This is a genomic window from Paraburkholderia sp. MPAMCS5 (assembly GCF_036016995.1).
In the GTDB taxonomy this organism is placed as follows: Bacteria; Pseudomonadota; Gammaproteobacteria; order Burkholderiales; family Burkholderiaceae; genus Paraburkholderia.
In genome coordinates this window covers 38,190-62,008 of record NZ_JAYXBK010000013.1, presented here as the reverse complement: position 1 = coordinate 62,008, position 23,819 = coordinate 38,190, and the positions used below count along the sequence as shown (strand labels likewise).

Sequence of the window (23,819 nt, the reverse complement as noted above, 5' to 3'; positions counted from 1 at the left end):
GTGGCTTGCTACACTCGGTTTTAGCGTGTTGTGTCCGTCAATGCCTTCAAGAAAAGCCGACATGAAGCCTTCTCTACTGGTTCTGATTTCTCTCGACGATGAAAGCCGCGCGCGCATCGAGGTCGAATTCAATATCGTCGATGCGCCCGATCCGGCGCAACGGGCCGCTGCAATCGGCGCGCACGGCAGCACGATACGCGCGGTGCTGACCAACGGAACAACGGGGCTCACCGGCGCGGAAATCGAGCGCATGCCGCAGCTCGAATTCATCAGCGCGCTCGGCGCGGGCTATGAAAACGTCGCCGTCGAGCACGCGCGCTCGCGCGGCATCGTGCTCGTGAACGGCGCGGGCACCAACGCGGATTGCGTCGCCGATCACGCGTTCGCGCTGCTGCTCGCCATCGTGCGCGATGTGCCGCAACTCGACCTGGCGACGCGCCAGGGCGTGTGGCGCGACACCTTGCCGATGCACCCCAACGTGTCGGGCAAACGTCTCGGCATCGTGGGACTCGGCAGCATCGGGGAGAAGGTCGCGCGACGCGGCGCGGGCTTCGACATGGAGATCGGCTATCACAACCGCAAGCCGCGCGAAGGCGCGTCGCCGCGCTATTTCGACAGTGTGGAAGGGCTCGCGCGATGGAGCGATTTCCTCGTGATCGCGACGCCCGGCGGCACAGGCACGCATCATCTGATCGACGCGAAGGTATTGGCCGCGCTGGGTTCGCGGGGATTCGTGGTCAACGTGTCTCGCGGCAGCGTGCTCGACACCGCGGCGCTCGCGCACGCGCTCACGGCAGGCATAATCGCGGGCGCCGCGCTCGATGTCTACGAAAGCGAGCCCGCGCCGCCGGCGGCGCTGCTGACGCTGCGCAACGTGGTGTTGACGCCGCATGTGGGCGGACGCTCGCCCGAGGCGATTGCCGCGTCGGTGGACAATTTTGTGCGCAATGCAACGCGGCATTTCGCGGGCGAGGCGGTGTTGACGCCGCTGCCTTGAAGGTTTGCTGATCCCGAATGGGCAGCACGCTTGCGCCGCCCATTCTCTTTTAGTGCTTCGTCAGCTCGAACGGAAATTCCGCGTGGCCAAACTCCACGCCTTGGGTGTTCAGCATCTTCGGCCGATGGAAAGCCGTCAGTTGACTTCGCTGGCCCGGCGTCCCGAGCCGAAGTCTTTCCAGTATCTCGCTCACGATCATGTACACGACGCCGACATTGCCGTCCGCGACCTTCACCGAGATGCCGACGGCGCCCTGCGTGCCCAGTCGTTCGGTGTGTGCCGACGCGCGCACGCCGACGCCGTAACAGGCGTCCGCGCCGAGTTTGCCGACGACTTGCCCCTCGAAAGCACGCATCAAAAGCGTGCAATATCTCCCTTCGCCCGCGACCAGCTCGGGATATCCGGTCATGGCCCGATACATTCGCGCTAGCGCCGCCGCGCGTTGGGTCTTGCCTTCGTCCGCGGCATCCGGCGCGTGCGCCAGTTGCGCGTAGACGAAGGCCAGCCGGTCGAGCGGGAATGCCGGCGTGGGCAGATTGCAACCGTCGATGCCCCATTGCACACGGTCATCCGGCAACCCGCACAATTGCGCGACGACCCGCTTCACCTGTTGTTGAATCGGGTGGTCCGGCAGGTGATATCCGTCGAGCGCGGCGCCCAGCGCCCGCGCGCCGCCCAGCATCCCGACATGCTTACCCGAGCAGTTGCTGCACGCGGCGCTCGGCGTGAAATCGCGCTTCACCCAGGAGCGATAAACCGCGTCGGACAGTGGAGCGTGGCCTCCGCAGCGCAGGTCCGATTCCTGCGCCTGCACCTTGTCGAGCATGGACCTGGCCCGTTCGATATGCCGGTCCTCGCTGCTATGCGACGCGCACATGAGCGCCAGATCGGCGTCGTCGAAAGCGAATTGCTCGAACGCGCCTGCTTCGAGCACCGCGAGCGCCTGGGCGGGCTTCGCCGCCGAACGGGCGAGCGTCATGCGCGTCGGATCGCCAAAGCTGTAAAGAAGCTTGCCGTGGGCGTCCACGACGGCAATGTGCGCGTGATGCACGTTCTCGATCTCCGCATCGCGGTAGGTGACGACGGCTGCTCCCTGGGTGTCCATTCTTTTGGCCTCTGATGAAAAAACAGTCGTAAGAGTCTCATAAGAAGGCGCAAAACGCAGAGATATCGGCAAGCATCAGCGACCTCAACGGCTATTCTTCAGACGCTGCGACTTACCCGTTTCCGGTCGGCTCTGCGGGTTGCCGGCAGCCGTTCCGCGCTCTGCGCAAAGGGGAGGAAGTATGACACGTCGAGAACTAGCCCGGTCCGCGCGACAGGTGCCGCATCATCAACATCAGCCGCCGAACGGACTTATCCGGCTCGGCATCGCGATCTCACTGGCCGGGCTTTCGATCACGCACGCGGCGTTTGGCGCGGGCGTCCTGCCGCAAGGCGGCCGTTATGTTGCCGGCGCAGGCGCGATAGCAGGCGAGGGGAACAGCCTCGCGATCACGCAACCGGGCTCGACGCGCGGCGTGATCGAGTGGGACAGCTTCTCGATCGGCAGGAACAACAGCGTCACCTTCGACAACGGCTCGGGCGCGACGCTGAATCGCGTGACGGGCGGCTCGCCGTCCGCGATTCTCGGCAGCCTCAGTGCCACGGGCAGCCTGTATGTGATCAATCCGCAGGGCATCGTCGTGGGACGCTCGGGCGTGATCAGCACGGGCGGACGCTTCGTCGCGTCCACCCTCGACATCTGCAACGACGCCTTCATGCAAGGCGGCGCGCTCACGCTGTCGGGCGATGAAAACGCCAGCGTGATCAACCTCGGCAAAATCAGTTCGAGCGGCGGCGATGTGTTTCTGATCGCGCGACGCGCCGTCGTCAACGCGGGCGATGTCTCGGCGCCGAACGGCACCGCTGAACTGGCCGCCGGCGAGAACGTGCTGTTGCAGGACTCGTCCGGCAGCCGACAGGTCTTCGTGCAGACGGGCAGTGGCGGAACGGTCGTCAACAAGGGGCGGATAGAGGCCGCGCAGGCGAGCCTCCAAGCCGCGGACGGCAACGTCTACGCGCTCGCGGGCCGCGGCACGCACATCCGCGCGACGGGCACGGCGGACCGCGACGGCCACGTCTGGCTAGTCGCGGACAGCGGCCGCGTCGAGCAGTCGGGCAAGATTTCCGCAACCAATGCGGACGGCAGCGGCGGCACGGTCGACACGCAAGCCGCGCAACTGGCGTTCGGCAAACATGCCGCCGTGTATGCCGCGCGATGGAATCTCTCGACGCCCGAATTCACGATTGATGATGCCGCCGCCCGCGCGTTGCAGAAAAGCCTGAACGCGGGCACGTCAGTCAATGTGAACACGACCGGCGCGAACGGCGCGACCGGCGACCTGGGCGTTGCTTCGAGCCTGAACTGGCAAGGTCCGGCATCGCTCACGCTGGCGGCGTATCACAATGTCTCGGTCACGTCCGGCACGACGATCGCGAACACCGGCGCGGGCAATCTGACCTTGCGCGCGGACGCATCGGGCATCGACAACGGCGGCAGCGTCATCAACAACGGCACCATCGACTGGTCGGCGAGCACGGGCATCGTCAGTGCGCTCTACGACATGAACGGCAGCTACAGCCCCGGCACGCTGGTCGGCAACGCCGCGTGGAGCGCGCCGCTTTATAGCGGACTCGTGACGCAGATCACCGGCTATCAACTCGTCAATTCGGTCACGGACCTGCAAAACATCGACAACGACCTCGCCGGCAACTACGCGCTCGGCAAGGACATCGACGCAAGCAATGCCGCGTTCACCACGCTCGGTTACGCTTCCGCCACGCCGCTCACGGGCCAGTTCGACGGCATGTGGCATACGATTTCCAATCTCTCGCCGCGCTTCAATTCGCTGTTTAGCGCGATCGGGACGCAGGGCGTCGTGCGCGACGTGAACCTCAACTCGAACTCCAGCACAGTGGTTTTCTTTGCTAACGGGACCGGCATGTTGGCCGCCAGCAATCGCGGAACGATTGCCAACGTCTTCACGACCGGGAGCATTGTCTCGGCGACCAACGACGCAGGCGACTCGTTCGCCGGGCTCGTCGCGCAGAACTACGGGCTGATCGCGCGCTCGGGCAGCGGCGCCAGAGTCACGTCCGACGGCTTTACCGCCGGGCTCGTGCTGGATAACGAAGGGACGATCACCGAGTCGTACGTCTCCGGCCCGGTCTCGGGAATCTCTTCGCACGGGCCAACAGGCGGCCTCGTGGGCGGCAACAACGGAACGATCACCCAATCTTTCGTGTCGGGACCCGTGCGCGCGGTATCGCGTCAGGTTGGCGGCATCTGCGCGGTCTGCAATGGCATTGGCGACGATGTCTACTGGAACGTGGAGACAACGGGGCAAGCGGCGAGCGGCGGCAACCTGCCGGCGTCGAATGGGCTCACGACAGCCCAGATGAGCGACCCGGCGAGTTTCGCCGGCTGGGACTTCGGTCCGAACGGCGCGTGGGCAATGCCCGCTGGCGCGACGCAACCCGTGCTCAGATGGCAAATCACGGCGCACTGAACTTGCTTGCCGGGTTCGCAAAAACCCGCGCCGCGAATCATCGCTGACCGGGCTCGCCATCGAGCCCGCGCCGGCTCACCCGCACGCGCCCACCTCGCCGCACGCCGTGCAAAAGTCGCAGCCGTCCTTGCGGATCACGGCGTTCGCGCCGCACGACCCGCATTTGCGCCCGAGCATCGTATGCAGTCCGGGCGCCATGCCCGGCTGCGTCAGTTCCGGCGTGTCCGCGTCTCCCGGATGCGGACGGATGCCGAAGTCCGCGGACAACGCCGTTTCCGCTTTCATCTGTCCGCGCGTCAAACGCGCGAGCAAACGCGACGGAACCTGATTGCCTTCGGCGTCGAGAAAACCCCGGCGATGCAGAATCTGCTGGATGGCGAACGCGAGCGCGGCGACTTCCGAGTCGTGCCAGCGCGGCGTGCGATGTCCGTCCAGACGCTGCACTTCGCCAAGCCGCACTTGCCCGCGATCCCACGAGACCTTGCGCATGTCCTGCAGATTGCGCGCGACAAAACCGCCGCGCGCCGCGAGCGACAGCGAACGCATGGTCGCCGTGATCCATTGCTGCGATTCGTCGCGCTGACCGGTCGGGATGAAGAACTCGATAGGCCGCTCGATCGTCACGTCTTCGCCGCCGAGCCGCCCGGTCACTTCGATAAACGACGCCGCCACATACAGCGATTTCTTGCCGGCTTGCGTCAGGTATTCGACCTTCTCGATGATCGCCGGCAGTTCGCCTTTCGGCCGATGATCGATGGCAATGCGCAACGGATCGAGATCGCTCTCGGCGAGCGTGTCGTCGGCTTGCGGCGGGCCCACGCTCAGCACCGCGCCGAGCGTTTCGTTCGGGCGATAGGTGGCGAGGCCTTTGAGGCCGCTTTTCCAGGCATCGAAATAGAGACTTTCGAAGGCGTCGAACGGATAGTCGGCGGGCACGTTGACGGTCTTCGAGATCGACGTGTCCACGTAAGGCTGCACGGCCGCCATCATGTCCAGATGATCGCGCGCGGACATTTGCAGCGCGCTGACGAAATAGTCCGGCAGCCTGTTCACGTCGCCGCCCAGCTCGCGATACAGCCGGTACGCGTAGTCTTCGACATCGAACGATTCACGGCCGCCGTCGGCCATCACCTTCATGCGCTTATAGGTCCATGAGAAGGCGGGCTCGATGCCGTTCGACGCGTTGTCCGCAAACGCGAGGCTCACGGTGCCGGTCGGCGCGATGGAAAGAAGGTGGCTGTTGCGAATGCCGTCGCGGCGGATCGCCTCCTTGACGTCCTCGGGCAGGCGCGACGCGAAGGTGCCCGCTTCGAGGTAACGCGCGGCATCGAAAAGCGGGAATGCGCCGCGCTCCTTCGCGAGTTCCACCGACGCGCGATAGGCCTCGTCGCGCATCAGCCGCGCAATGCGCACGGCGAAGTCGCGGCCTTCCTGCGAGTTGTAGCGCAAGCCGAGCATCACGAGCGTATCGCCGAGTCCGGTAAAGCCCACGCCGATGCGCCGCTTCGCGCGCGACTCGTCGTATTGCTGCGGCAGCGGCCACAGCGTGACATCGAGCACATTGTCGAGAAAGCGCACCTGCGTGCGCGTGCGTTGGGCGAGGCCGTCCCAGTCGAACGAAGGCTGGCGGCCTTTGAGCTGCGCGAACGGATCGGTCACGAAACGCGTGAGATTCAGCGGCCCGAGGTTGCAGCAGCCGTAGGCGGGCAGCGGCTGCTCGCCGCACGGATTGGTCGCGCGAATGGTTTCGACCGCGCGCAGGTTGTTGTCTTCATTCATGCGCGAAATGAAGACGATGCCCGGTTCGGCGACGTCGTAAGTGGAGCGCATGATGCGGTCCCAGATCTCGCGCGCGGGCCGCTCGCTGTAGACCCACAGGCCGTCGTCGCGCTGCCGGACGTCGCCGGCCGCGCGCAGCGCCGGCGACGGCTCCGCGCGATGCACGAGTTGCCACGGCTGATTTTCTTCGACGGCGCGCATGAATTCGTCGGTCACGCCGACCGACACGTTGAAGTTGTTCCAGCGTCCCTTCGAGTGTTTCGCCTCGATGAACTCGAGCAGGTCCGGATGGTTGCAGTCGAGCACGGCCATCTGCGCGCCGCGCCGGGAGCCGGCGCTTTCCACGGTCCGGCACGACGCGTCGAACACGTCCATGTAACTGCATGGCCCGGACGCGGACGAACTCGTGGTGTGAACGCGCGCGCCTTTGGGGCGGATCGCGGAGAAGTTGTAGCCGACGCCGCCGCCGCGCCGCATCGTTTCGGCGGCTTGCAGCAAGGCCACGTAAATGCCGGGAAGCCCTTGTTCGTCGACGCCCTGAATCGCGTCGCCGACCGGCTGCACGAAGCAGTTGATAAGCGTGGCGGCGATGCCCGTGCCCGCAGCGCTCATGATGCGGCCCGCGCCGAGCGCGCCGTGCCGCAGGTTCTCGACGAACTGCGCTTCCACCGGCTCGCGCAACGCGGGCGGCTCGGCCTCGGCGACGCCGCGGGCGACGCGCCGGTATACGTCGTCGGCGGATTGCTCGGCGCCTTTGGCGTATTTCTCGAGCAGGACGTCGGTGGAGAATTGCTGCGGAGCGACTAGCGGGACGGGAGGCGCGCCGCTCGCGGCGGTCTTGCGATGATCAGGCGCGGTGCCTGGCTGATGCGACGTGCGCGGCGTGTCTTCTGCCATGGTAGGCCCTCAAGCGGCGCCGTGGCGGCCACGGCGCGGTGGGTGGTATGTCACCTGCTACGAGTCACTTTAGCGCCGCGCGTCGAGCCGGCTGGATGACGCGGCGCAAGCAGATCCACCTTAACGCACGTGGCGAAGGGCCGCAATCGGGTAGGCGGGTCCGCGGCGCGCCCGGAAAATCTCGGCCAGCAAACCGGAGGACGGGCAGAAATGCCGCGGAAAATTCAGGCTTCGGCCGGCAAGGCACCGAGGATTTCGGCGCAGATCATCGCGGATGCATTGGCCGGCGCGGGGCGCTCGGCCGGCTTGAACACGGCGTCGCCACGGCGAATCTTGCGGCGCGATACTGCGCACGTTCCCGATGTGTGCGCCGACCTGCGCCGCCACCGCTGCTCGCCGTAATGACATCGTCCGGGCTCGACCCAGCGGATCACCAGCGTCGTGTCGGAGCGCTCGAGGATCTCGATGCGTAGGCCGTTGGTTCCGTCAAGGGGGATGGACTCCAGGGTCATCATTGTCGGCTCCGTATTTGTGGGTGTGCCGAATGTAGTCCCGCGCGGGCCGGAGAACCATTGTGTCCGAGTTGAAACACTGTTCCCTGATTAGCAACAATCGGACTTGACTTTTTGTGGCGCTCGAAGCGGCGCGGCCTGGCGGAGCGAGATTTACTCGCAATTGAGATAAGAGCGTTTTTTGCAACGCAGTGTTGTAACCAGTGAGACACCGAAACCGCGTCCAGAAGCGGCTCGCGGGCTTCCTTTAAGATGTTGTTGTTGTTGTTGTTGTGATTGTTGTTGTGATTGTTACTGCCGCTGCGCGAGCGCGTCCCGCAAGTCTAGCGGGTTTGCTTTTTTCGAGTCGGCTCGCGCGCATCTTCCAGCTATGACCCGGACCCACATGAATTCACGCCCACCTGCAGCCCATCCCGAAACGAAGCGTCCCACGTCGTCGCTGCTGACGCCTGAGCGCGTCAAGAAGCAGAGGGCGGCCTCGCTCGTGCTCTACATTGGACTCGTGCTGCTTGCTTTGTGGGTCGTGCGCGACTTCATTCCCGTGGTCGCGTGGGCGGGCGTGCTGGCCATCGCGTTGTGGCCGCTGTTGCGCAAAGTGGAAGGCAACCGCTGGCTTACCGGACGCACCACGCTGATCGCCGTGGTGCTGACGCTCGCGATTGCGTTGCTGGTGGTGCTGCCGGTGGGCCTCGGGATCGCGCAGGCGTTGCGCGAGGCGCGTGATCTGACCGACTGGTTCAAGACCGCGCAGGAGAACGGCATTGCAATGCCGGATTTCATCCACCGTTTGCCGGTTGGCTCGCAGCAACTCGCGGCGTGGTGGCAAGCCTATCTCGCGCAGCCTTTGCGCGATTCGGCCGCGATGAAAGGCTTGCACAGCACCACGGTCGTCACGCTCGGCCGCCACTTCGGCGCGCGCGCCGTGCACGCCGTGACCGTCTTCGCGTTCATGCTGGTGACGCTCTTCGTGATCTTTCAGGCTGGACCGCGTCTGTCGGGCGCGCTCGTCAAGGGCTTGCGGCGCGGTGTCGGCGACGACGGCGCGGAACTCGTTCAACGCATGGCCGCCGCGGTGCGCGGCACCGTGTCGGGACTCGTGGTGGTCGGACTCGGCGAAGGCGCGTTGCTCGGCGTGGCCTATTTCGTGACCGGCTTGCCGCATGTCGCGTTGCTCGCGCTCATCACGGCGATCGCGGCGATGCTGCCGTTCTGCGCGCCGGTGACGTTCGGTCTTGCCGCCTTATGGTTGTTCTCGCAAGGTTCGGTGGCGGGCGCCGTCGGCCTCGCGGTGTTCGGCTCGATTGTCGTGTTCGTCGCCGAGCACTTCGTGCGACCGGTGTTGATCGGCAATTCGACGCGCCTGCCATTTCTGCTCGTGCTGTTCGGGATTCTCGGCGGCGCGGAGACGTTCGGGCTGCTCGGGCTCTTCATCGGTCCCGCGCTGATGACTGTGTTGATGGTCTTGTGGACCGATCTCGTGGAATAGTCGCAAGCGTGCCGCTGCGATCCGCAACCGGCGCGCGCCGGGCTCAAGGCCGCTGATTCGACGGATGCTCCTGCGCCGGCAACCTCGTGCAGCCGAGCGTGTATTTCAGCGCGCCCGGCAGCAACGCGCTCCATACATCCCACGTATGCGCGCCGTCGATAATGCGCAGCGCCGCCGGATTGCCCGCCAGCCGAAGCTGCGTATACAGCAACGACGCGTCGGCCTGGATCGCGAGGTCGTCGTCGCCGGCCGCAATGAACATGGGAACGCGATACGGCCGGCTCATATACCGGTCCCACTGCGCCGGATAGTTCAGCTCATGCCAGATATGCGGATCGAACTGACGCTCGCCGAACACGCCGACGCGCCGCGCGGCCGAGCTGCGCGGGGGCTCGTTCACATAGATGGCGGGGCTCAGCAGCAGCGCGCCGCAAAAGCGCTCCGGCTGCGTCAGCGCGTAGCGCAACGCGCCGAAGCCGCCCATCGACACGCCGCCGATCATCCGCCCCGCGCGCTGCGTCGACACGGCGTAGTGCGTTTCGACTTCGGGCAGCAGATCGTCGAAGAACGCGCTCTCCATTTTCTCCTTGCGATCCACGTACCAGTCCGTGCCGCCTTGCGGCATCACGATTGCGAGCGGCGGGATATCGCGGTGTTCGATCAGCGCGTCGACGGTCGTTTGCAGATGGCCGCGCGTGATCCAGTCGTTGGCATCGCCATTGTTGCCGTGCAGAAGATAGAGAACCGGAATGCGCGCTGCATCCGGACGGTAGCCGGTCGGCAGGTAAAGCGTGTAGGACCAGTCGCGTCCCAGCGCGGACGAATGGAAGCTGTGAGTCGTCACCGTGCTGGCGAACGAGGAAACGCCGAACGCGGCGCACAGAACAACCAGCGCGGGACAGAGGAATAGACGCATGTCAGTGTAGGGAGCCGACGCGAGGGATGACGCGCGGCCGTCATGCTATCAGCATCTCGAGCGCCGCTCACCCCCTGCGGCTCACGGCCATGTGCGAAGCCGCGCGCCGAACACGCGCGTCATCAGGCGCTTGAGCGGCCCGGCGCCGCACGCGACGGCGAACAGCGCCGCGACCGCACAGGCGTCGGCGAGCAAACCGAGCGGGTAGTTCAGATAGCCGTCGGTGGCCGCGTACAGCACCGAGTCGACCACGAGCGAGATCACCGCGCCGGCGATAAAGCAGAGCAGCCCCTTGCGCCCGATCAAGCCGATCAGCGGCAAGCGCTGCGCGAGCTTTTTAGCCCAGCCGAGTTCGATCAGGTTCGCCACGAGCCACGCGATGGCCAGGAAGTTGACGGACCGCAAGTAGGACAGGTTCTGCTTGAAGCTTGCATCGAGCGGCTCGCGTTCGATGAAAAGCTTGTAGTAGGCCGCGGCCGCCACCACGGCGCACGCCGCGAAGGTCGCGAGCCAGCCGAGCCGATGGGCGCTGACTCGCTGATAGACCGGCTGGCAACGCGCGAGCGCGCCGAGCACGAACAGCAACTGCCAGGCAAACGGATTGAAGTCCCAATGCATGTCCGGCGCGGCGGGCAGGTAGGCGTTGATGGCCGGCGCGCCGGCCCACAGCGCGACGCTGCTTGCCAGCAGCAGCCACGGCTTGCTGCGCGCGAGCGGCAGGATCATCGGCACGAGCAGCGCGAAGAGCGCGTACATGGGCAGCACGGAAGCGAGATAGGGCTGACGGCGGAACAGCAGGATGTCGCGCAGAGCCGCGACGGGCGTGTCCATCAGGTCGTCGAGGTCGGTGGTCGCGAGATTCGGCGCGTCGATATGGAGCGCGCTCAAGACCGCGCTCACCAGCAGCATGAGGCCGGCCGTCACGAGAAATGCGCGATAGATTTCCAGCGAGCGGCGCAGGAAGCGGCTACGCGCGATCGTTTCGTTGCGTCGCTCGGCGAGTGCCGCGTAGGCGGTCGCGGTCGCGAAACCGCCGAGAAACACGAAGACCTCGGCGGCGTCGCACAACGCATAAGCATGCAACGTGACGCGCGACAGAATACTTCCGCCGATGTGGTCCACCACGATGATCAGCAGAACGAGTCCGCGAAAAAAGTCCAGCTCGATTAGACGGGATTGCGACGTTTGCATTCTTCTTTTGCCAAAAAGCAGCCCCGTGCGACGGCGCGCTCTTTCAGCGCGTCGGGCGTCTCACAAGGCTTTGGAATAGTGGATTGATGCTGCGGCGGATACGCGACCCGCATCGCCGCTTTCAACCGGCCGGTCTGGCGGCTCGATTGTTCAGGGCAGTAAAAATGACCCCGGCAGCGCGGGGTAGTTCCGCTTCTGCGCTGCGAAAGTCAGCAATTATATTTCTTTCTGTGACGGGCCTGTTTGCCGTCGCACGACCGCGAAAGCCCGTCCAGTCTGCGTGTGCGCCGAAATGGCGCTAACCGGCAGTGGAGATTTCGCAACGTTTTGAGATATCCACGCGACACCCAATGGACGGACGGCCTCCGGCATGTGAGGATTTCCGAACGCGCGTCGGACTTTAGAAGCGCGCTCCCGGCAGACATTGCCGCACAGTCAAGAAGAATGCGTCGGATCGGTTGTTCTGTTAGCCGCGTGCAGGGGGATCGTCATGAACAAGCAAGTGTTCGCGCTGGCTGTTTCCACGGCTCTTTCCGCCGCTTTTGCCGCGCCGGCTTTGGCGCAGACGAGCGTCACGCTATATGGCGTGCTCGACGAAGGTATCAACTACACCAACAATGCCGGCCGCGGCCATGTCTACGAACTGGCAAGCGGCTATGCGCAAGGCAGCCGCTGGGGCCTCAGGGGCGCCGAAGATCTGGGCGGCGGCCTCAAGGCCATCTTCCAGCTCGAAAATGGTTTCGACGTGAATTCCGGCCGGCTCAATCAGGGCGGCCGGATGTTCGGGCGGCAGGCGTTCGTCGGCTTGAGCGCCGAGCGCTACGGCGTGTTGACGTTCGGGCGGCAATACGATTCGGTGGTCGATTATCTGGCGCAGACCACGGCCAATGGCAACTGGGCCGGCTCGCTGTTCTCGCATCCCTACGACAACGACAACACCGACAACACATTTCGCCTCGACAACACCGTCAAATATACGAGCCCGTCGATCAGCGGTTTTCAATTCGGCGGCACCTATAGCTTCAGCAACGCCACCAACTTCGGCAATAACCGCGCATACAGCGTGGGCGGGCAATATGTTTATGGCGGCCTGCTCGTGAGCGCTGCTTATTTGCAGGCGAACAATCCGGGTAATGGCGCGAATGGCGCAATCACCGCCAACGATGCGAGTTTCATTGCGACTCGCATGCGCGTATTCGGCGGCGGTATTACCTATAGCTTCGGTCCGGCTACGGCGGGCTTTGTCTATAGCAATTCGAATTATCTGAATCCGACCGGAAACGGTTATCTGGGTATTACGCCGCTCGTGCCGCCGGGTGTATTGCTGAATTCGCTGAAGTATCAGAATTTCGAGGTGAACGGAAAATACCAGCTTTCACCGATGTTTTTTGTCGGCGCGCAATACGTGTACACGATCGAAACCGTCGATGCGTCGAGCGGCGGCGTCAAACCGAAAATCCATTCGTTTGGTTTGATGGCCGATTACAACCTGTCCAAACGAACCGACGTTTATATTCAGGGCGAATATCAGCAGATTACCGGCGACTCGACGTATTCGATACTCGACGACGCTTTCATACCAGGCGCGCAAGCGCCGTCATCGACATCGAAACAGGTGGTGGTGCGCGCGGCGATCCGGCATAAATTCTAGATTCGCTGGATGGGCCGGCCGCGCTCGAACAGATCGGGCCGCCGCTCAGCTCGTCAGGAAGTTTTGAACCAGAATGCCGATCATCACGCCTGCGGGAATGCCGAAAGTCCGGCCGCGCAGCGTCGCGCTCAGGTCTTCGTCGAGGATGAAACCGCTGCGGCGCTCGCTCCACACGGTCTTGTACAAAAGCGGTTTCGTGCCGCCGATAACCAGCGCGATCAGGGCCGTCGCAATGACCTGTCCGAGCGCATGCACTTTGGCCATGAAGGGGAAGAACTGGCCCGCGGTGCCGAGCGCCACCATGATGGCGGTCGCGATCACCGCGCCAAAGAAAAAGCCGTTCATGAAGCGGTTTGCTGATGTAAGAGAATCCACTTGAACCTCTGAAGGAAAGGTGTTCCGGCGGTGCGCAAGGCGTTTCGCGGCCGGCACTCGAAAAGAGACGTAAGAATATTTTTTTTGCCTTCCCCAACCTATCGTCCATTTCCTAATAAGGCTTCGGAGAAATCCTAAAGCGTGAAGGCGAATGCCGACGCCGCGCATGAACTCCTGCTCGACGACCTGCTCAAACCGAGCGCGCCGCAACCTTCCAGGGCGCCTTTTTTTCGCCGTATCCGAGTCTGGTTTCTTTCACGGAGATGTCATGAGCAATCGCGCGACGCAAATCCTTCCTCACCATCGCTATGTTCATTCGCTGGGCGCGCCGCTGGCCTGCGTGCAAGGCACCATCAGCAAAGTGTTCGCGAGTCCGGACAATCACCACGGCGCGAATCATCAGCACCTGGTCATCAAGATCGACAAGGTATTGAAGTTCGAAGGCGGCACGCAAAACCTCGTAGGCACTGAGGTGTTCGTGGCGATCCGTTTCGGCGACAACGAGGGGCTCGCCCAGGAAATTCCAGGCCTGCAAGCCGGTCAGCCGATCGAGGCGCAAGGCGAATACATTTCCGAGGCAAGCGCCTATCCCACCGAGGACAACACTAATCCCGTGTTGCCGGTCCTGCACTTCACGCATCATCCCGTGGGCTATGTGCGCTACGACGGGCAGTACTACAGCTGAGCCCGGTCAAGGTGCTTGCGGCATGCCGCGATGGACGCAAGATCCATCGCGTTTTTTTTGAAAACCGCCCATTCAAGTTGGCGCGACTTCGTGCCGTTACACAGAGGGCCGAAGTCGCGCGTAACGTTTGTATCAGACTGTGTGACGCGCGATGTTTTCTGTGAAACCCACTTTACAATTCGGCTGGAAATTTAATCTAATCTGGCCCTGTCCAGTCGACGGACAGGACCAGCCGACAAGACCGGATGACAGGCCGCACGAGGCGGTCTCGCCAGGTCGCGACGACACGCAGCGCGTCATTCGGATCGCGCGCATCGAAGCGCCGGGGCGGCATCCCGCTTGTCTATAAACATAAAGCAGGAGTCGGACATGATGGGAAAGCGTTTCGACCGGGCGATGCTGGCCGGCCTTGCCGGCGCATCGCTCGTGCTGGCCATGAGCGGTTGTGCCAACGTGGGGCAGCAGGGCGTCGAGACCGGCGCTGCATCGGCGGCGTCGGGCGTCGCGGTGGCCGGCGCGGCGAATGCGCCGGGTTCCGCGAGTGTGTCGGCGGGAACCGGCGCCCTTGCCGCCACGCCGTTGAAGAAAGCGCCGCCGCTGGTCTACCGTGTCAGGCGCGGCGACTCGCTCGCGCGCATCGCGCAGCACCATCATTGCAGCGTCAAACAGTTGCAGGCATGGAACGGCCTGAAGGCATCCTCGCGACTCCGCACGGGCCAGGTGCTGCACGTCGCGTCGCCGGAAACCGTGCAGGCGGTCAATGCCGCGGCCGCTGCCGCGAAAGCTGCCGCCGCTGCGGCGGCGAGCGCGGGTGCCGCGCAAGGCTCGTCGGCGGCCGCGCCTGTGGCCGCGTCCGGCGGTGCGTCGCAAGCTTCGCCCGCAGTCAGCGGCGCCGTAGCGCGCGAAGTCGCGCATCAAACCACGCGGCACGCAAACGGCGTGTCGCTTACGTGGCCGGCGGGCGGGCGCGTGGTCGAAGCATTCCAGCCGGGCGAGACGCGCGGCATCGAGATTGGCGGCAAGCCGGGCGATCCGGTTCGCGCCGCGGCCGACGGCAAAGTCATGTACGCCGGCACGGGCTTGAACAGCTACGGCAGTCTGATCATCGTCCAGCACAACAAGGACTTTCTGACCGCGTATTCGCACAATCGCAAGCTGCTCGTCAAAGCGGGCGACATCGTTCGACAAGGCCAGCAGATCGCCGAGATGGGCGACGAAAACAACTCCCGCGTCTCGGTCGGCTTCGAGTTGCGCCACGACGGCAAGCCGATCGATCCGATGCCGTACCTGCCGCAAGGACGCGGCTAGGCGCGGGGTTGGACGCAAGGCGTCCGGGTCGCTTCAGTCGAGCCACCTGAGCGCCGCCGCGACGATCGCCTCCGGTGCGTCTTCCTGCATCAGATGACCGGCCCGCGCCACAGCCTGAAAGCGCGCCTCGGGAATCAACGCGGCCAGATGACGGCCGCGCTCCAGCGGAATCCACCGGTCCTCTTCGCCCCACAGAATCTGCGTCGGACAGCGCACGTGCGGATAGCGCGCTTCGACTTCGTCGGTATAGCGCTGATCCATTTGCGCGATCTGCCGGTAGAACGCGGCTTGTCCCGTGGCGCCGAGCCATGGCGCGACGTAGGGCGCGAGTTCTTCGTCCGCGATGTCGCGCGCGATCGCGCCGCGCACATAGGCCTTCACTACGGCTTCGTGAATATACGGCGGCAACCCTGAGAACGCGTCGCCGTGGCGGCGCACATGCTGCACGAAGGGCGAGCCCCACGGTGCGACTGCGACCGGATCGATCAGGGTGAGGCTGCGATAGTCGCAACCGTCGATAAGATGCGCGCGCAACGACGTCGCCCCGCCGAAGTCATGCGCGATCACGTCCGGGCACTCCAACCCCCAATGAGCGAGCAATCGCGCCAGCAACTCATTCTGGATGCCGAGCGACACGTCTTGCCCCTCGCGCATCGCCGACTGGCCATAACCGAGCAGGTCGTAATAATGGACGGTGCGAATCTGCGCGAGATGCGGCGCAATGCGATGCCACACGTACGAAGAGAACGGCGTGCCATGCACCAGCACGAGCGGCGGGCCGGTTCCGGTCACATTGAAGCGCACGGTCTGATCGCGGAACGTATAGCTTTCGGGAAGCGGCCAGTTGTTCATGACGGTTGAGCGGTCGTGATGAAGTCCGCTTACCTTAGCAGGGCTTTGCGCCGCCTGCATTGCCGCTTTTCCGTGGACGCGTCCCGCAAAAGCTCACCTTTGATTTGTTCAGCAAACCCAGGCAATTTGAGCAATGCACCGTGCGTCCCTGTGTTCGACACCCCAAGGGCCGAGCCGAGACCAGTCACATCTTTACGAATCCAGTATGAATCGCGCGGAAACAGCGCGTTTTTGCGCGGATGAAGTTAAGTAAGCCTGGTAATCCTGCCTAACCGGCGCAAGTTCACGAAAAGCACTCGCACGCGATGAGCCTCGCCAAGCTCGAATCGCGTGCTTCCCAACGGTGAGCTAATCCGGGAGCCGCCGGTCTGAACTCGCCGTTTTCAGTCAGCCCGTGCGCCGCGCAACAGCTGCGACACCTGGCCATGCAGATGCAGTATTCCCGGATCGGCTTGCAACAGCGGCAGATAGCGCGGCAAGAAGGCGTTGTTCGGATCATCGGCGGAAAAGAGGCCCGTGACGGCTTCCGCAGCCGCGAGGCGGTCGGCGTCGTCGGCTTCCTTGTCGTCGAGAATTTCGTCGACGTTCGCGATGATCGTCGATAGCGGCGTCAGCCAGCGAAACCCCGAACCGTTGATCAGCACTTGCAGAAACGCCGCGGGCGTGACCGGGCCGAATTCTTTTTCGTACGACGCGCGCTCGTGATCGAGTATCGCTTTATGCAGCGCGAGCAGCGGCCTGCGGATGTCCGAAAGGAATTGGGTGCATTGCGGGTCGTTCATGATGCGGCTCCTTCGGATAGTCGGTACGGGTCGAGGCCGTGGCGTCACGTCGCGTCCATGCTAACAAATTGCGCGGCTGCGGTCCGCGCTGTGACACCCGAAGGTTGGGCACGCGGCGAATTTTTCAATGCCCGGCCGGAGTTCGCGGAATTCTCCCGCGCCGCCGCATAAAAAAAGCGCCGGCCGTCCCAAAGACGGCTGGCGCTCTTCGTGACGCGCGGCATGGGGAATGCTAGCGATGCTGTCCCGCCTTCTGCCGCTTTTCCAGAACGCGCGCGTACCAGGTCAGCGGGAAGCACATCGCGAAGTAGATCATGGCGACCATGCCGTAGATCGGAAACGGCCGGAACGCCGCGTTGGTGATCATCGTGCCGGTCTTGGTCAGTTCGGTGAAGCCGATGATCGACGCCAGCGCCGTGCTCTTCACCACCTGCACGAGAAAGCCGACCGTCGGCGCAACGGCGATTTTCAGCGCCTGCGGCCACACGATATAGCGCAGCTGCTGGCCGAACGTCATGCCGAGACTCGCGCCAGCGGCCCATTGGCCGCGCGGCACGGCTTCCACGCAGCCGCGCCAGATATCGACCAGATAGGCGCTCGTGTACAGCGTCAGCGTGACGGCGGCGGCGACCCACGGCGACACGTCGACGCCGACGAGCGGCAAACCGAAGAACGCGAGGAAAAGCTGCATCAGCAGCGGCGTGCCCTGAAAGACTTCCACGTACAGCACGACGATGCGGCGCAGCGACGCGAGCGGCGACACGCGCATGGCGAGCAGAAGCAGCCCGACGATGCCGCCGCCGACAAACGCGATCAGCGAGAGCAACACCGTCCAGCGCGCGGCGAGCAGCAGATTGCGGGCGATGTCCCACAAGGTGAATTCGACCATGATCAGCGCTCCGTCGGCAGAGTGCGGGCGCCGCGCAACCCGCGCAACATGAGGCGGCTGCGCCAGTTGCGCGGCGTGGCGTCGGCGCCGCGCGCCGCACGGCCCGCGAACAGGCCGCGGCCGAGGCGGTTGAGGATTTGCCGCAGCGCGATGGACAGCAGCAGATACGTCGCGGTGATGATCACGTAGCTTTCGAACGAGCGGAAGTTGCGCGACTGAATGAAATTCGCCGCATACGTGAGATCGGGCACCGAGATTTGCGACACGACCGCCGAGCCGAGCATCACGATCAGCACCTGGCTCAGCAGCGCGGGAAACACATTGGCGAGCGCCTGCGGCAGCACGATATAGCGAAATACCTGTCGCCCATGCAGGCCGAGCGCCTGCGCCGCCTGCACCTGGCCGCGCGAAATCGAATCGATACCGGCGCGCACGATTTCGATGGCATAGGCGCCCAGATTGACGGTCATCGCCAGAATCGCGGCCTGGATTTCGTCGATATGCAGGCCAAGGCTCGGCAAGCCGAAGAACACGAAGAACAACTGCACGATGAACGGCGTGTTGCGGATCAGTTCCACATAGCTCGCCACGAGCCAGCGCGCCCATTTCGGTCCGGCCGCCGCGACGCTCGCGCCGGCGATGCCGACCAGGCCGCCGAGCAAGGTCGAGACGGCCGTCAGCCCCAAAGTCACGGCGACGCCGCGCGCGAGCATGCCCGCGTAGAGGCCGAAGCCGCTGAAGTCGAACGCATAGGTCATGACGGCGCGCTCATCGTGAGGTCAAACTCCGTGCTGGACATTCGCGGCATTCACAGATCGGCCGGCAACGGCGTGCGCAGCCATTTCTGCGAGATCGCGTTCATGGTGCCGTCCTTGCGCGCCTTGGCAATGGTGTCGTCAACCTTCTGCTTCAGGCGCGGCTCGTTCTTGTTCAGGCCGACGTGATCCGGCGAGCTGAAGAGCGAGAACTTCTGCTCCGGATCATTGGCGGGATGACGCGCGAGAATCGTGGCGCCCACGTCGTTGCCGACCACCATCAACTGTGCCTGACCGGACAGGAACGCCGAAATCGCGCCGTTCGGATCGTCGAAACGTTTGATGGTCGCGCTGGGCGGCGCGATCTTCGTCACGCTCAGATCTTCCAGCGTGCCGCGCGCGACCGAAATCGACTTGCCGGCGAGATCGGCGGCGTTCTTCACCGGCAGCGCTTTCGGGCCGAACACGGCGAGGTAGTAGGGCGCGTAGGGCTGCGAGAAGTCGATCACCTTCTCGCGCTCGGGCGTCTGGCCGACCGACAGCAGCATGTCGGCCTTGTGATCCGCGAGGTAGGCCATGCGGTTGTCGCCCGTGACCTGCACGAGTTCGACCTTCGCGTTGAGCGCCTTGCCGATCAGATTCGCGACGTCGATGTCGTAGCCCATCGGCTTCATGTCCGGGCCGATCGAGCCGAACGGCGGATAGTCCATGAACACGCCGATGCGCACGGTGCCCGACTTCGCGATGCTATCGAGCGTGTCGGCATGAGCGGCCGGCGCGAACGCACACAGCGCACCGAGGCTGGTGAAGGCGAGCGTCGCGGCGAGTGTGGCGAATGCGCGGCGAGCGGTCGAGCGAACGGGCTTCTGCTGGTTCATGGTCTGTCCTCGGTCGAAAAATGTCGGGTTGTGCGGAGGTTGGTTTAGGCGTGTGGTTCGGCAATGAAATCGGCGTCGCTGCATTGCGCGCGGCGATCAGCCTGCACGCGTTCGGCGGCAATTCCGCGAGCACCGGCATGTCGGGCGCGAGGCCCGGTTGCCGCGTCGCACGTGATGCACTCTAGGTTTGCCAAAATTCCTCAACAAACGAAATATGCGCATGAGCAGCATGACGTAAGCTCATGCGCCGGTCCGCGCGCGATGCGCTCGCGCGCAGCGGCCAACGGGCGAAAAGGCTGACGCACTGGTGCATTGGGGTTAACGTCCATATTTCGGATGGCGGTGTGGTGTCGCGGAGGTATGAGCAAAGCTCGGTTCCGGTGCAGTTGGGCGCGCATCGTGCACCGCATGGGTGCGCGGCGGCGCGCATGGGGCGTGTTTGTGCCGCAGCGCATGAGCCGCGCGCATGCGCCGGACTTCGCCGCGACTCGTGCGGCACTGCGCGAATCGCGTATCCTGTGGGGCTGCAAGCGGTGTCGGCGATCAGCCTCGCTCGACGCCTCAATGATTTTTTCTGATCCGGACACTTCGATGCGACGTCTTCCGCCCTTGAACGCGCTACAGATTTTTGAAACCGTGGCGCGCCATCGCAGCTTCACGCGCGCGGCCGAACATCTGTGCCTGACGCAAGGCGCGGTAAGCCGGCAGATCATCGCGCTGGAGGAGTACTACAAGTTCCCGCTCTTCAAGCGGCACGCGAAAGGGCTGACGCTCACCGCCGAAGGCGAGATGCTGCTGCCCGCGGTAAAGGAAAGTTTCGCGCGCATCGAGGACATTTCGCTGCGCCTGACACGGCAACGGACGGACCTCGCGCTGAAAGTGCCGACCTGCGTCATGCGCTGGATGCTGCCGAAAATCATGCGCTTCCAGACCGAATATCCCGATCTGCACGTGCAGATCACGACGACATGGCAGCACGACGTGGACTTCCAGCTCGAACCGTTCGACGCCGCGATTATTTACGGCTCGTCGCCGGGCGCGGACGTGCAATCGGTGCCGCTGTTCGAGGAGCGTCTCACGCCGGTGTGCGCGCCCGATCTGCTGAAGGACAAGCCGCTTGCCGGGCTCGCCGATCTCGCGCGTCACACGCTGCTGCATCCGACGCGCGATCACCGCGACTGGAAGATGTGGCTTGCCAAGGTCGCGGAAGCGGACCCGAGCCACGCGCAGTCCATCGACGCCGAACACGGCCCGAGCTTCGACACGCTCGACATGGCGACCAACGCGGCGTTGCAGGGCTTCGGCGTAGCCATCAGCGATCTCGCGCTGATCGACGAAGACGTGGCCGCGCGGCGTCTCGTGCGGCCGTTCGAGACGGTGCTCAAGACAGGTTGGCGCTATTACTTCGTGTATCCCGATTCGGTCGCGCATCAGCAGAAACTGAATTTGTTTCGCGACTGGATCGCGGCGAATTGGGAAGAGTAGGCGGGCGCCCAATGCGCCCGTGCTAAATCGCGCGCTTCACGGCGCGAACGACAGGAACAGATACGCGGCGAACAGCGACAGATGCACGGCGCCCTGAAGAATCGTGGTGCGCCCGGTGCTGAGCGTGAGCGTGGCGACCAGCAGCGTCAGGACGAGCAGCACGGTTTCCTTACCGTCGATGCCGAGCACGAGCGGCTGTCCCGTCGAGAGAAACACGCCGGCCACGGTCGGAATCGTCAGGCCGATACTGGCGAGCGCCGACCCGAGCGCGAGATTCAGGCTGTTTTGCAGCCGATCCGCGCGCGCCGCGCGCACCGCCGCGAGACCTTCCGGCAGCAGCACCAGCGCCGCGATCACAATGCCGACCACGGCGGGCGGCGCGCCCGCGTTCTGCACCGCTGTTTCGACCACCGGCGAGAGCACCTTTGCGAGCAGCACGACCGCGACGAGGCACACCAGCAGCAGGCCGCCGCTCATGAGCGCGAGCCCGGCGCTGGGCGGCGCGGCGTGCACGTCTTCGTCGGGCACGCCGGCGAGAAAATAATCGCGATGCCGCACCGTCTGCACGAACACGAACACGCCGTACAGCACGAGCGACGACGCGCCCGCAAACGCCAGTTGCGACGGCGACAGCATGGGGCCGACACTCGTGGTCGTGTAGTTCGGCATGACCAGCGTCAGCACCGACAACGACGCCAGCACCGCCAGCGCCGCCGCCGCGCCGCGGCTCTGAAAATCCTGCTCGCGATGGCGAATGCCGCCCACCAGCAGACACAGCCCGACAATCCCGTTGCAGACGATCATGACCGCGGCGAACACGGTGTCGCGCGCGAGGCCGGCTTTTTCCGGGCCCGAAGTCAGCATGACGGAGACGATCAGCGCGACTTCGATCACGGTGACCGCGACCGCGAGCACGAGTGTGCCGAACGGTTCGCCGACGCGATGCGCGACGATTTCCGCATGATGGACGGCCGCGAACACCGCCGCGCACAACGCCACGCCCACCAGCACGAGCAACAGCGCACTGCCCGGCAACGCGTAGGACACGCCGAGCACGATCCACGCGACAAAAGGCACGGCCAGCGTCCAGCGAGGCGAGACAGTCGTGGGTGTGGGCATGAGTTCCTTTCCTGTCATCGTTCCTGCTTGCGCAGTCGTTATGAATTCGCGGTAATTCGTTGAAGATTAACGATTTATATTTATTGTCGAAGCTCGCTTGAGGGGCCTCGGCCGAGAGCATCGCGAGCGCCAATGTCCGTGCGACCGGACATTGGCGCTCGCCACTTAGCGGCGCGCGCGAGCCGCGCCCGCTCGTTACTGCCCAACCGGACGAACCGTCAAGCCGTTCTTCACCGACGTCACGCCCGCCACACCTTGCGCCGTTTGGGTCGCCAGATCGATTTGCGACTGCTCGGGCACCGTGCCGGCCAGCGTCACCGCACCGCCGCGCGCACGCACGCTGATGTTCGCGACGCTCATGCCTTTCGTCTTGGCGAGCGCGCTGCGGACCTTGCGTCCGAGCGAGCGGTTGGCGGCCTTCGCCTGCTTGCCCGTCGCCGTCGACGATGCCCCCGCCGAAGGCGTCGCCGCTGTATCGCTGCTTTGCGCGGACGCGTTGAGCGATGCCAATACGATCAGCGCGCCGCCGATCATCCTGATTGCCGTGAATGCTTTCATGTCAGATTCTCCTGTCGACCGGAGTTGACGCGTGAGCGTCTTACTCCTGTCTCATGCAAGATAGTTGCGGTTGTCGTCGATACGCCTGTCCCCGGACGGGGACCGTGTGTTGCACTACAGGTACTGCGGAACCGGATTGGAAGGAATGTTGCTACGGGTCTTGCGAATGCGTCCGTCTGCGTGCCGGGCGAGGCTGCTTCGCGTGAACGGAAGCGAGCACGGGCCGGCAGCCAACGATACTCCAATTGGTTCCATATTGAACGCGGCGCTGCGAGGAAAGCAACGCAACCCGAACGCGCCAACCCGAACGCACAGCGAGGGCCCAACCGTATGCGCAAGTCCCGGCTTCCCATCATCCCCTTGACGCGTGACGATTTGCCCGTCGGCGCGGCCGATCTCGCGCGCTTTATGGTCGGCAAGTACCTCGTGCGCGATGTGCCCGAAGGGCGCATGAGCGGGCGCATCGTCGAGACCGAGGCGTATCCGGTGGGCGACTCGACCGGTCACGCTTTCATCGGACGCCGGGCGTACAACGGCTCGTTGTTCCTCGCGCCCGGCCATGCCTACGTGCGGCTCACCTACGGCGTTTCGTACATGATCAACATGTCGGCCGAGGCGGAGGACGTGGGCGCCGGCGTCCTCCTTCGCGCAATCGAGCCATTGGAAGGACTGCCGCTGATGGAAGCGCGCCGGCCCGGCGTGCCGCTGCGCGATCTTGCGCGCGGACCGGGTCGGCTCACCGTGGCGCTGGGCATAGGCCAGTCGTTCGACGGACACGATCTCTGCACGGGCCGCGACTTGTGGATCGGCGCAATAGAAAAGGGCGGCACGCCGGTGGGTGTGACGACGCGCATTGGCTTGTCGCGCGAAACGCATCGGCCGCTGCGATTTTTCGAGCCCGGCAGCGCGTTCGTGAGCGGCCCGCGCAAACTGCTTCTGGCGCCGCACGCGGAGTTGGGTCGCGACGAGCAGATTTGACCACTTGACGCGGCTTCGGCTGCAAAACCGGCACGCTAACCGTGATGCACGGATACGTCGGACACAAGCCGTTACGAATTCGCTAACTATTGCGTCACTCTTGCGTGCGGCATCGCAAAGAGCGGCAATTTCGTCGCACTTTTTCGTTTCCCACAATTATGTATCTCACAATTAG

Annotated in this window: 22 protein-coding genes; 9 read left to right on the top strand and 13 right to left on the bottom strand. The window is 64.2% G+C overall.

Annotated features, from left to right (window positions below):
• Window positions 1-61 precede the first annotated feature (61 nt).
• Window positions 62-997 carry a 2-hydroxyacid dehydrogenase gene (locus tag VOM14_RS24155; RefSeq protein WP_327631277.1) on the top strand — a complete coding sequence of 312 codons (936 nt, stop codon included), beginning with the start codon at window positions 62-64 and terminating at the stop codon, window positions 995-997.
• A 49-nt stretch (window positions 998-1,046) separates the two neighbouring features.
• Here VOM14_RS24155 and VOM14_RS24150 read toward each other — a convergent pair whose 3' ends face one another.
• Window positions 1,047-2,102 carry an asparaginase gene (locus tag VOM14_RS24150; RefSeq protein WP_327631276.1) on the bottom strand — a complete coding sequence of 352 codons (1,056 nt, stop codon included), beginning with the start codon at window positions 2,100-2,102 and terminating at the stop codon, window positions 1,047-1,049.
• A 181-nt stretch (window positions 2,103-2,283) separates the two neighbouring features.
• Here VOM14_RS24150 and VOM14_RS24145 point away from each other — a divergent pair, with 181 nt between their 5' ends.
• Window positions 2,284-4,548, top strand: a complete 2,265-nt coding sequence (locus VOM14_RS24145; protein ID WP_327631275.1) for a two-partner secretion domain-containing protein — start codon at window positions 2,284-2,286, stop codon at window positions 4,546-4,548.
• Between the two features lie 75 nt (window positions 4,549-4,623).
• On the opposite strand, the gene VOM14_RS24140 is transcribed toward VOM14_RS24145, so the two are convergent.
• Both VOM14_RS24140 and VOM14_RS24135 read right to left on the bottom strand, forming a co-directional pair.
• Window positions 4,624-7,224 carry an adenosylcobalamin-dependent ribonucleoside-diphosphate reductase gene (locus VOM14_RS24140; protein WP_327631274.1) on the bottom strand — a complete coding sequence of 867 codons (2,601 nt, stop codon included), beginning with the start codon at window positions 7,222-7,224 and terminating at the stop codon, window positions 4,624-4,626.
• A gap of 224 nt (window positions 7,225-7,448) precedes the next feature.
• Entirely contained in the window at window positions 7,449-7,736 is a 288-nt protein-coding gene (locus VOM14_RS24135; RefSeq protein WP_327631374.1) for a DUF3331 domain-containing protein, read from the bottom strand.
• 385 nt (window positions 7,737-8,121) lie between these two features.
• Between VOM14_RS24135 and VOM14_RS24130 the strand changes: the two genes are divergently transcribed.
• Entirely contained in the window at window positions 8,122-9,222 is a 1,101-nt protein-coding gene (locus tag VOM14_RS24130; protein WP_327631273.1) for an AI-2E family transporter, read from the top strand.
• A gap of 43 nt (window positions 9,223-9,265) precedes the next feature.
• Here the strand turns inward: VOM14_RS24130 and VOM14_RS24125 are convergent, their stop codons facing one another.
• Both VOM14_RS24125 and VOM14_RS24120 read right to left on the bottom strand, forming a co-directional pair.
• Window positions 9,266-10,138, bottom strand: a complete 873-nt coding sequence (locus VOM14_RS24125) for an alpha/beta hydrolase (protein WP_327631272.1) — start codon at window positions 10,136-10,138, stop codon at window positions 9,266-9,268.
• Between the two features lie 81 nt (window positions 10,139-10,219).
• Complete coding sequence (locus VOM14_RS24120; RefSeq protein ID WP_327631271.1) at window positions 10,220-11,329, bottom strand: OpgC domain-containing protein; 1,110 nt, start codon at window positions 11,327-11,329, stop codon at window positions 10,220-10,222.
• A 490-nt stretch (window positions 11,330-11,819) separates the two neighbouring features.
• On the opposite strand from VOM14_RS24120, the gene VOM14_RS24115 reads away from it, so the two are divergent.
• The gene (locus VOM14_RS24115) at window positions 11,820-12,980 is read left to right on the top strand and encodes a porin (protein ID WP_327631270.1); all 1,161 of its coding nucleotides are present in this window, start codon (window positions 11,820-11,822) and stop codon (window positions 12,978-12,980) included.
• Between the two features lie 45 nt (window positions 12,981-13,025).
• Here VOM14_RS24115 and VOM14_RS24110 read toward each other — a convergent pair whose 3' ends face one another.
• Window positions 13,026-13,523, bottom strand: coding sequence for a hypothetical protein (locus tag VOM14_RS24110; protein ID WP_327631269.1), 498 nt, complete (start codon window positions 13,521-13,523; stop codon window positions 13,026-13,028).
• 100 nt (window positions 13,524-13,623) lie between these two features.
• Here VOM14_RS24110 and VOM14_RS24105 point away from each other — a divergent pair, with 100 nt between their 5' ends.
• Together VOM14_RS24105 and VOM14_RS24100 are read left to right on the top strand one after the other, a co-directional pair.
• Complete coding sequence (locus VOM14_RS24105; protein ID WP_327631268.1) at window positions 13,624-14,040, top strand: hypothetical protein; 417 nt, start codon at window positions 13,624-13,626, stop codon at window positions 14,038-14,040.
• A 372-nt stretch (window positions 14,041-14,412) separates the two neighbouring features.
• On the top strand, window positions 14,413-15,348 hold the full coding sequence (locus tag VOM14_RS24100) for a peptidoglycan DD-metalloendopeptidase family protein (RefSeq protein ID WP_327631373.1): 936 nt from the start codon (window positions 14,413-14,415) through the stop codon (window positions 15,346-15,348).
• Window positions 15,349-15,381: 33 nt separating this feature from the next.
• Here VOM14_RS24100 and VOM14_RS24095 read toward each other — a convergent pair whose 3' ends face one another.
• The 5 genes from VOM14_RS24095 to VOM14_RS24075 all read right to left on the bottom strand — a co-directional run bounded on the left by VOM14_RS24095 (window position 15,382) and on the right by VOM14_RS24075 (window position 19,504).
• Window positions 15,382-16,200 (bottom strand): alpha/beta fold hydrolase, encoded by an 819-nt coding sequence (locus VOM14_RS24095; RefSeq protein WP_327631372.1) that lies wholly within the window; start codon window positions 16,198-16,200, stop codon window positions 15,382-15,384.
• A 383-nt stretch (window positions 16,201-16,583) separates the two neighbouring features.
• Entirely contained in the window at window positions 16,584-16,982 is a 399-nt protein-coding gene (locus VOM14_RS24090; protein WP_327631267.1) for a hypothetical protein, read from the bottom strand.
• 232 nt (window positions 16,983-17,214) lie between these two features.
• Window positions 17,215-17,871, bottom strand: coding sequence for an amino acid ABC transporter permease (locus VOM14_RS24085; RefSeq protein WP_327631266.1), 657 nt, complete (start codon window positions 17,869-17,871; stop codon window positions 17,215-17,217).
• Window positions 17,872-17,873: 2 nt separating this feature from the next.
• Entirely contained in the window at window positions 17,874-18,629 is a 756-nt protein-coding gene (locus tag VOM14_RS24080) for an amino acid ABC transporter permease (RefSeq protein ID WP_327631265.1), read from the bottom strand.
• Window positions 18,630-18,679: 50 nt separating this feature from the next.
• Window positions 18,680-19,504 carry a transporter substrate-binding domain-containing protein gene (locus tag VOM14_RS24075; RefSeq protein ID WP_327631264.1) on the bottom strand — a complete coding sequence of 275 codons (825 nt, stop codon included), beginning with the start codon at window positions 19,502-19,504 and terminating at the stop codon, window positions 18,680-18,682.
• Window positions 19,505-19,554: 50 nt separating this feature from the next.
• Between VOM14_RS24075 and VOM14_RS24070 the strand changes: the two genes are divergently transcribed.
• Together VOM14_RS24070 and VOM14_RS24065 are read left to right on the top strand one after the other, a co-directional pair.
• Window positions 19,555-19,689, top strand: a complete 135-nt coding sequence (locus VOM14_RS24070) for a hypothetical protein (RefSeq protein WP_327631263.1) — start codon at window positions 19,555-19,557, stop codon at window positions 19,687-19,689.
• Between the two features lie 406 nt (window positions 19,690-20,095).
• Window positions 20,096-20,989, top strand: coding sequence for a LysR substrate-binding domain-containing protein (locus VOM14_RS24065; protein WP_327631262.1), 894 nt, complete (start codon window positions 20,096-20,098; stop codon window positions 20,987-20,989).
• Between the two features lie 36 nt (window positions 20,990-21,025).
• Here the strand turns inward: VOM14_RS24065 and VOM14_RS24060 are convergent, their stop codons facing one another.
• Window positions 21,026-22,108 carry a calcium:proton antiporter gene (locus tag VOM14_RS24060; RefSeq protein ID WP_327631261.1) on the bottom strand — a complete coding sequence of 361 codons (1,083 nt, stop codon included), beginning with the start codon at window positions 22,106-22,108 and terminating at the stop codon, window positions 21,026-21,028.
• 195 nt (window positions 22,109-22,303) lie between these two features.
• A complete protein-coding gene (locus VOM14_RS24055) occupies window positions 22,304-22,666 on the bottom strand; it encodes a BON domain-containing protein (RefSeq protein ID WP_327631260.1) in 363 nt (120 codons plus the stop codon).
• A gap of 330 nt (window positions 22,667-22,996) precedes the next feature.
• On the opposite strand from VOM14_RS24055, the gene VOM14_RS24050 reads away from it, so the two are divergent.
• Window positions 22,997-23,644, top strand: a complete 648-nt coding sequence (locus VOM14_RS24050) for a DNA-3-methyladenine glycosylase (RefSeq protein WP_327631259.1) — start codon at window positions 22,997-22,999, stop codon at window positions 23,642-23,644.
• The last annotated feature ends 175 nt before the right edge of the window (window positions 23,645-23,819 follow it).